General features: G+C 52.6%; 8 protein-coding genes and 2 pseudogenes. 7 read left to right on the forward strand and 3 right to left on the reverse strand.

Features of this window, described 5'->3' with window-relative positions; translation table 11 throughout:
- Window positions 1-179 precede the first annotated feature (179 nt).
- Entirely contained in the window at window positions 180-1,826 is a 1,647-nt protein-coding gene (locus HFM78_RS01415; RefSeq protein WP_287127629.1) for an ATP-binding protein, read from the forward strand.
- On the opposite strand, the gene HFM78_RS01420 is transcribed toward HFM78_RS01415, so the two are convergent.
- Window positions 1,812-2,654: an LOG family protein gene (locus HFM78_RS01420; protein WP_287127630.1), complete on the reverse strand. Its 843-nt coding sequence runs from the start codon at window positions 2,652-2,654 to the stop codon at window positions 1,812-1,814. The genes HFM78_RS01415 and HFM78_RS01420 overlap by 15 nt on opposite strands.
- 258 nt (window positions 2,655-2,912) lie before the next feature.
- Here HFM78_RS01420 and HFM78_RS01425 point away from each other — a divergent pair, with 258 nt between their 5' ends.
- Window positions 2,913-3,107, forward strand: coding sequence for a hypothetical protein (locus HFM78_RS01425; protein ID WP_287127631.1), 195 nt, complete (start codon window positions 2,913-2,915; stop codon window positions 3,105-3,107).
- A 212-nt stretch (window positions 3,108-3,319) separates the two neighbouring features.
- On the opposite strand, the gene queD is transcribed toward HFM78_RS01425, so the two are convergent.
- Window positions 3,320-3,685, reverse strand: coding sequence for a 6-carboxytetrahydropterin synthase QueD (gene queD / locus HFM78_RS01430; protein ID WP_287127632.1), 366 nt, complete (start codon window positions 3,683-3,685; stop codon window positions 3,320-3,322).
- Here queD and HFM78_RS01435 point away from each other — a divergent pair.
- Window positions 3,684-4,082, forward strand: coding sequence for a hypothetical protein (locus HFM78_RS01435; protein ID WP_287127633.1), 399 nt, complete (start codon window positions 3,684-3,686; stop codon window positions 4,080-4,082). The two genes, queD and HFM78_RS01435, sit on opposite strands and share 2 nt — an antisense overlap.
- A gap of 81 nt (window positions 4,083-4,163) precedes the next feature.
- Here the strand turns inward: HFM78_RS01435 and HFM78_RS01440 are convergent, their stop codons facing one another.
- Entirely contained in the window at window positions 4,164-4,802 is a 639-nt protein-coding gene (locus tag HFM78_RS01440) for a peroxiredoxin (RefSeq protein WP_287127634.1), read from the reverse strand.
- 171 nt (window positions 4,803-4,973) lie between these two features.
- Here HFM78_RS01440 and HFM78_RS01450 point away from each other — a divergent pair.
- The 4 genes and pseudogenes from HFM78_RS01450 to HFM78_RS01465 all read left to right on the forward strand — a co-directional run.
- Window positions 4,974-5,658 (forward strand): annotated as a pseudogene (locus tag HFM78_RS01450) (YggS family pyridoxal phosphate-dependent enzyme).
- 3 nt (window positions 5,659-5,661) lie between these two features.
- A complete protein-coding gene (locus tag HFM78_RS01455; RefSeq protein ID WP_287127637.1) occupies window positions 5,662-6,228 on the forward strand; it encodes a cell division protein SepF in 567 nt (188 codons plus the stop codon).
- Entirely contained in the window at window positions 6,210-7,019 is an 810-nt protein-coding gene (gene proC / locus HFM78_RS01460) for a pyrroline-5-carboxylate reductase (RefSeq protein WP_287127638.1), read from the forward strand. Before HFM78_RS01455 ends, proC begins: the two co-directional genes overlap by 19 nt.
- Window positions 7,020-7,137: 118 nt before the next feature.
- Window positions 7,138-7,401, forward strand: a pseudogene (locus HFM78_RS01465) (RNA-guided endonuclease TnpB family protein); the annotation flags it as partial.

Here is a 7,401-nt window from a genome sequence, read left to right on the forward strand (position 1 = left end):
GGCCAAACCATCTATCAACTCCAGCCGGGGCTACGCTCTGGGTGGTTGATGCAGCAACTGAAGCACCCGGCTAGGCCGATGGCTCTTGCGGAAGTCCTGCATAAGTTAGATGTTAAACTACGCTGAGCAGGGAAGCTTAGGTTTAGTCGCCAGCACCCGCAGCAGGAGCATGAGCTATCGTGGAATTTTTGCAGCAGTTCTTTTCGAGCAATGGCTTTCAACCCCATGCCTACTGTTTTGTATGGCGACGAGAATTACTATGGTTTTTTATTGTTTCAGATGTAATCATCGCTGCTTCTTACTACTCCATTCCCGCTGTATTGACAAGCTTTGTCCGTCAACGGGAGGATTTAGCCTATAAATGGGTATTTCTACTATTTGGTGCTTTCATTTTTAGCTGTGGAACCACGCATATTATGGATGTGATTGTCCTATGGCAGCCCTATTACTGGCTACAGGGCTATATCAAATTTATAACCGCTCTAATCTCAGCGGCAACGGCAATCCTCCTCTGGCCCTTACTCCCTAAAGCCCTCGCCCTCAGGAGTCCGACTGAACTAGAAGTCATCAATCAGCGACTACAACAGGAGATTACGGAACGTCAAGTCACCGCAATAGACCTGCAAATGTCTCGCAATGACCTAGAAGTAAGAGTTATGGAACGCACCGCTGAGTTGAGGGCGGTCAACGAAAAGCTAGCCCAAACGGAAGCTAAGTATCGCAATATTTTTGAGAATGCCAATGAAGGAATATTCCAAAGTACTGCCAGCGGACGCATAATCACCGCTAATCCTGCTTTGATTAAGATGTTCGGCTACCCTTCTGAGTCGGTATTCCTTGAAGATCTGCAAGTTCAGAATAATTATCTCGATCCAACGCGACGTGCTGAATTCATCCAACAGATTGACTGCTATGGGGTTGTGATGGATTTTGAATCCCAGGTCTATCATCGAGAAGGTCATACTTTTTGGATAGCTGAGAATGCCCGTGCGATCAAAGACACCGAGGGGAATATTCTCTACTACGAAGGTTCAATTCAAAATATCACAGACCGTAAGCAGTCTGAGGCTCAACGTTTAGCTCTAGAGGCGTCTGAACTAAAAATGCTTGAGCTTGAAAAACTAAATCTTCTCAAGGATGACTTTTTAAGTTCAGTTTCCCATGAATTGCGGACCCCGATGACTAACATCCGTATGGCAATCACACTGCTCAAAACTGCATCTTCGCCAGAAAAACAAGCTAGATATCTGCAAGCTCTAGAAGTCCAGTGTGACCGTGAGATTGACCTCATCAACGACTTACTCAGTCTGCAACGCCTAGAGACCAGTACGATGAATCCGATTTTGGAGATAGTATCACTAAAGGAATGGTTAACTGAGCTAGTAGATGCCTTCGCTGACCGCGCTGAGCAGCAGGAACAGCACATGACCCTAGAAATGGGTCCAGTGGATCGGTTATGTACTGATATTTCGATGTTAGGACGTATTTTGAGTGAGTTGCTCAATAATGCCTGTAAATATACTCCCAAGGGCGGCTTCATTCAAATACAAGTCAGGGAGCAGGACGCCGACCATATTGAGTTCAAGCTAGCCAATACTAGCCTGGACATCTCTTCAGAAGAGCTACCCCAGATTTTTGAGAAGTTCTACCGGGTTCAGCGTAAAGACCTTTGGAGTCAGGGCGGAACCGGGCTGGGATTGGCTCTGGTTAAGAAGTTAGTCGAGCGGCTCAACGGGACGATTCATGTGGCAAGTGAACAGGGCGTTGTATCTTTCACGTTGATACTACCGAACCAGGAGCGAGAATTATGCCTAGAGATGGGGTAAGGTCTCAGGGGTAGCCGGGTCCTCCGCCACGCTCAAGAAATGAGTGATATAGGCAAAGGCGTCCTCCACACTATCCGTGGGATAGGTCAACTCTAGATCCTCGGGGCTAATCGTACCAAACTCGACCATCGCTTCTAGGTTAAGGACCCGTTGCCAGTAATCCTTACCAAAGAGGACCACAGGCAACTTACCTTGGATCTTCCGGGTCTGGACTAAAGTTAGGGTCTCAAACAATTCATCTAGGGTCCCGAAGCCCCCCGGAAAAATAACTAGGGCTTTGCAAGGATTGAGAAACCAGTACTTGCGGGTGAAAAAATAATGGAACTCGAAGGCTAACTCTGGCGTGACCCAGGGGTTGAGGCCCTGCTCCATGGGTAGAGAGATACCGAGACCAATGGATTTACCGCCCGTTACATCGGCGGCTCCCCGGTTGGCGGCCTCCATGATCCCCGGCCCGCCTCCCGAACAGATGTAGTAGTGATAGCCGCTGTACTTTTTGAGACTCCAAGCCGTTAACTGACGGGCTAGTTCACGGGCAGCGGTGTAGTAGTGGCTCAAGCGCAGGGCAGTGGTGGCTTGGTGGAGTTCGCGTTGGGCAACTGGGCCGGGATTTTGCTCAGTGTTGGCCTGCGCTTGACTAAGCCGTTGTTGGGCCTCGTCGGGGGCACTCAGGCGGGCTGACCCAAAAAAGACAATCGTATTGTGGACATGCTGGTGGGCAAAACGCCGCTTGGGTTCCTCGTACTCACAGAGGATACGGATGGCGCGGGCTTCCTCAGAGGTCAGGAACGCTAGATTTTTGTAAGCTTTCTCGGGCGCATCAGACATGGGCAACTTTCAGCACTCTTTCTAGCGTAAGGGTTCGGGGACGAATGATCTGCTCTCGATCCTCGCCAAATCTACAAGCACGAATTTGGGCGTTGCACCGCTTGTCATGAATGAGCCAAGCGCAATCCGGTGACCTACGTCCCAGACTTACGCCCCATGCTGGCTCCAGATCTAAAATTACCGACCGGGCAAAGTTTCGGGAAAAAAGACCTAGGAGTGCAGCGTTATCCTGAAATGAGCCGCGAGGAGCTAATGACCATGATGGAATTGCAAGCGACCGGGTGGAAAGCCTCGCGAGTGTTTCGTGAAGGACTGGAAGAGGGTAGGGCAGAAGGCGAGTTGAAAGGCAAGCTGAAGATAGTTCCGGCTCTGGTGGCACGGGGTTTTACCGTCCAAGAGATTGCGGAGATTCTAAACTTGTCAGTAGCGCAAGTGCAGGCCAGCCAGCCCTAGTCTTGGGTCTGCACTGCTTTACCCAATCGCAGAGGCTTCCGCTATGGCTTTCTAGTCATGGGTCGGCCTAGGGCGAGAACTAAGCTTTAGGTAAAGCGCACGAGCCTTGGTACTCAGTTGTGGCTTTTTGCTCCGTCAGCTAGGCTTTTTACTCGGTAGCGGTGCAAGCGGGGTTCACTGAGTGTGTTCAGGAAGCATGGGCGCCGGGAGAACTACTTGGGTCCGTAGTAGTGACAGGTCGAGGTGCAGGTCTCGGCTACGGTAACGCGGTGGAGTTGAGGTAGACGGACGACTACCCTTTGCCAGAGCCAGTGGGCCAAGCGTTCACTCGTCGGGTTCTCCAGACCGGGGACTTCGTTGAGTAAACGATGGTCGAGTTCTTTTTCGAGGATGGGCTTGACCACGGCGGCGATCTCACCAAAATCGAGGACCCAACCCATCTCCTCATCCAAAGCTCCCTGGACGGCAAGCTCAATGCGGTAGCTATGACCGTGGATGCGGTAACAGGGGTGGTCGGCTGGAACCTTGGGCAGATGGTGGGCTGCCTCAAAGTGAAAAGACTTGACCAGTTCAAACATGGATTGCCGCGAGGAGAAGTTTTATTTTATGCGCTGCCTGATGGAAAAATCCGCCTCAAGGTTAACAGCGTGCCAGTTTCCGCTTCCTTTGCTTCCGCTCTTGATAAACTCTGTAACGGGAGGATTAGACAAAATGACGGTAGAAGAGTTGGTCCTGAAGAAGTTGCGGGCTTTGCCACTTGAGAGGCATCTAGAATTGCTGGACTTTGCAGAATTTTTAGACCTGAAGGTGCGTTCCGAGAAGAAGCCGTGTCGGAGTGTTAAAGGACCATGGGCGGTTCATGATATCCACATCACCGAGGATGATATTGCTGAGGCGATGGCTCTGTACTTGAATTTGCCGCTCGTCACACGGTATTTTAAAATCCAGGCGAGCAATATACAAACTATTGGGTGAACATGATTACAATCACCACGTGCTTACTAAACTGAAAACCCCAGGCTTCTTCAACCTGGGGCTTTTAACTAGTCATCAGCATTAACGGTTGGGCTGAGGGGTCATCCGCAGGTAGGGTTTGACCACGGTGTAGCCCTTGGGGAACTTCTCTTTGAGCACTTCCGGGTCCTGGAGCGCGGGCACAATTACGCAATCATCTCCATCCTGCCAGTTCACTGGGGTGGCAACGCTGTAGTTGTCTGTCAACTGCAAAGAGTCAATCACCCGCAACAGTTCTGGGAAGTTCCGGCCCGTGCTGGCGGGATAGGTCAGGGTCAGCCGCAGTTTTTTCGCTGGGTCAATGATGAAGACCGAGCGCACGGTCAGCGTGTTGTTGGCGTTGGGGTGGATCATGTCATACAGGTCCGCCACCTTGCGGTCGGGGTCCGCCAAGATTGGGTAATTGACCGCACAACCCTGGGTCTCCTCAATATCGCCCACCCAGCCCCGGTGGGAATCGCTGTCATCCACGCTCAAGGCAATGACCTTGACGTTACGCTGGTCAAATTCGGGCTTAAGCCGTGCCACCGCGCCGAGTTCGGTGGTGCAGACGGGCGTGAAGTCCTTGGGGTGCGAAAATAGCACGATCCAACTGTCCCCGGCCCATTCGTAGAAATTAAGCGGTCCTTCCGTGGAATCCTGTGTGAAATCGGGGACCACATCCCCTAAGCGCAGTGCCATTGCATCCTCCTATCGCTTCAAGACTAGAGGCAGAGTGCCTGCCTGTCCAAAATCACCTTAGCATAGTTGAATCCCCCCAATCCCGATAGGGTTTAGGGCTTTTACGGCAAGCGGATTAATCTGCTAAATTTAAACAAATTCCCAGTCCCCTGCACACTACATATGGACCTTATGCTAGAATCCACGCAAGATGTGGGTGCAACCCCACCTTTGAGCCAACGCATTCACCAAATCCGGGCTTCGTTGCCCTCCCAGGTCCTTCTGGTTGCGGTAACGAAACAAGTGGAAGTGGGCCGGATGCGCTTGGCGTATCAGGCAGGTATCCGGGATTTTGCCGAAAGTCGCGTCCAGGACCTCCACGAAAAAAAAACAGCTTGAGGACCTCCAGGACGTGAACTGGCATTTTATCGGACGACTCCAGAGCAATAAAACCCGGCGGGCTCTCCTGCTGAGTGACTGGATTCATTCGGTGGATAGTCTGGCCCTGGCCCGCCAACTGAGTACCGTCGCCGTTCAGGAGAACTGTTCACCCCGAGTCCTCCTCCAGGTCAAGCTCCGGGCGGACCCGGCTAAAACCGGCTGGTCTCCTACGGAACTGGAAACTCAACTCCCCGAACTCGTTCAACTTTTAAATGTCCGGGGGTTGATGACCATTGCTCCTTTTGGACAAGCGAGTCTGGATCTGTTTCAGGAGTTGGCTCACTGGTCAGCCCGGTGGCGGGGGACCTATCCCCAATTGACGGAACTCTCAATGGGGATGTCAGGGGATTATCCCTTGGCGGTGCAGGCGGGGAGCACGATGGTCCGACTCGGGCAAGCGATTTTTGGTTTACGTCCACCTCAATTAGGAGTCTAGGTCATGGCAAGCATGTGGAGTCGTTTTAAAGAGTTTGTCGGGTTAGGTGAGGAGCCGTTGGTGTACGAAGAGTCTGACTATTCCGAGCTTTACCAGGAGGAGACCCCGCGCCAGGGTGAATCACGGGAGGAACGCCGCCGCCGGGTCGAACGACTCCAGCCTGCTGCCCCTACCACCACCGCTACTACCCCAGAAGAGCCACCGCGCCGCACTCGTCCCACTACGACCGGGAATGTGATTGGGATGCCCAATACCTCTAGCCAAGCTGAAGTCTTTGTAATTGAACCCAAGAGCTTTGAGGACGCGCCCCAGCTCATCCAGTACCTGCGCGAACGTAAATCTGTGGTTCTCAACTTGACCCTGATGGAAGCGGAGCAGGCCCAGCGCACTGTGGACTTTGTGGCCGGGGCGACCTACGCCATTGACGGGCACCAGGAACGGTTGGGCGATGGGATTTTCCTATTTACCCCAAGTTCCGTCCTCATCTCCAGTGCCAAAACCCAGGCCCAGAAATCCGAAGAAAAACCCGGGGTTTTCAAATTTGAGGAACTGTGGCGTTCCGGGACCTGAGCCTGGGGGTCATCGGCGGTGGCGCGATGGCGGAAGCTCTGATTGCAGGCATCCTCCATCAGCAACTCTATCTCCCCGAACAGATTGCCGTTAGCGAACCCCAAGCCACCCGCCGCGCTCACTGGGTTGAGCGTTATGGGGTGCGGACCACGGATTGTAACCAGGATGTAACGGCGGCAGTATGGTTATTGCTCGCCATCAAACCGCAGGTCTTCCTAGAGGTCGCCGGGAGTTTAACTTTGCCCTTGGGTGCCCGTGGGGTGGTCTCCATTTTGGCGGGAGTATCCTTAGCTACCCTGACAAAAACCTTTGTGGATACCCCGGTGGTCCGGGCAATGCCCAATACCCCAGCCTTAGTCGGCGCGGGGATTACGGCCTTGGCAGCGGGTGATGGGGTTACACACGTCCAACTGAATCAGGTGGAAGCCATTTTTCAGGCAGTAGGGCAAGTAGTCCGAGTACCTGAGAGTTCGTTGGATGCAGTCACGGGATTATCCGGCTCGGGTCCGGCCTATGTTGCGCTGATGGTGGAAGCCCTGATGGATGGTGGGGTAGCGGCGGGGCTCCCCCGTGATCTTGCTCGTCAATTGGTCCTAGCGACGGTCAGCGGGAGTGTGCAATTGATGGTCCAGGAAAACCTACAGCCTGCCCAACTCAAGGACCGGGTGACGAGTCCCGGCGGGACGACGATTGCTGGTTTAGCCGTGCTTGAACAGGCTGCCGTGCGGGGTGCTTTCATCGCGGCGGTCCTCAAAGCAACTGCCCGTTCCCGTGAATTAGGTCAAAATTAAATTATCAAGAGCGGCGTAAAACCCATAGCTTTAGCTATGGGCATATAAGCCGTATCAGCCATAGGCGCATAAAAGATTTAAGCTACGACTTTCAGCTTCAATAAACTACAATAGTAGTATGTTAGTCCTTGAGTCAAAGTTAGTCGCCACCTCTGAGCAGTTCGCCTTAATTGATGAGGCGATCCGCACCTTCCAATTCATCCGCAATAGAGCCTTGCGCTACTGGATAGATACTAAGGGTGCTACTAAGTATGACCTTAACAAACAGTGGGCAATCCTAGCCAAAGAGTTTGCGTGGGCTAATAAACTAAACTCTATGGCTCGCCAATCCGCAGCCGAACGAGCATGGTCGGCAGTCTCCAGCTTCTTTGACAACTGTAAA

Origin of the sequence: Candidatus Cyanaurora vandensis (genome assembly GCF_013285555.1) — a bacterium.
GTDB lineage: Bacteria > Cyanobacteriota > Cyanobacteriia > Gloeobacterales > Anthocerotibacteraceae > Cyanaurora > Cyanaurora vandensis.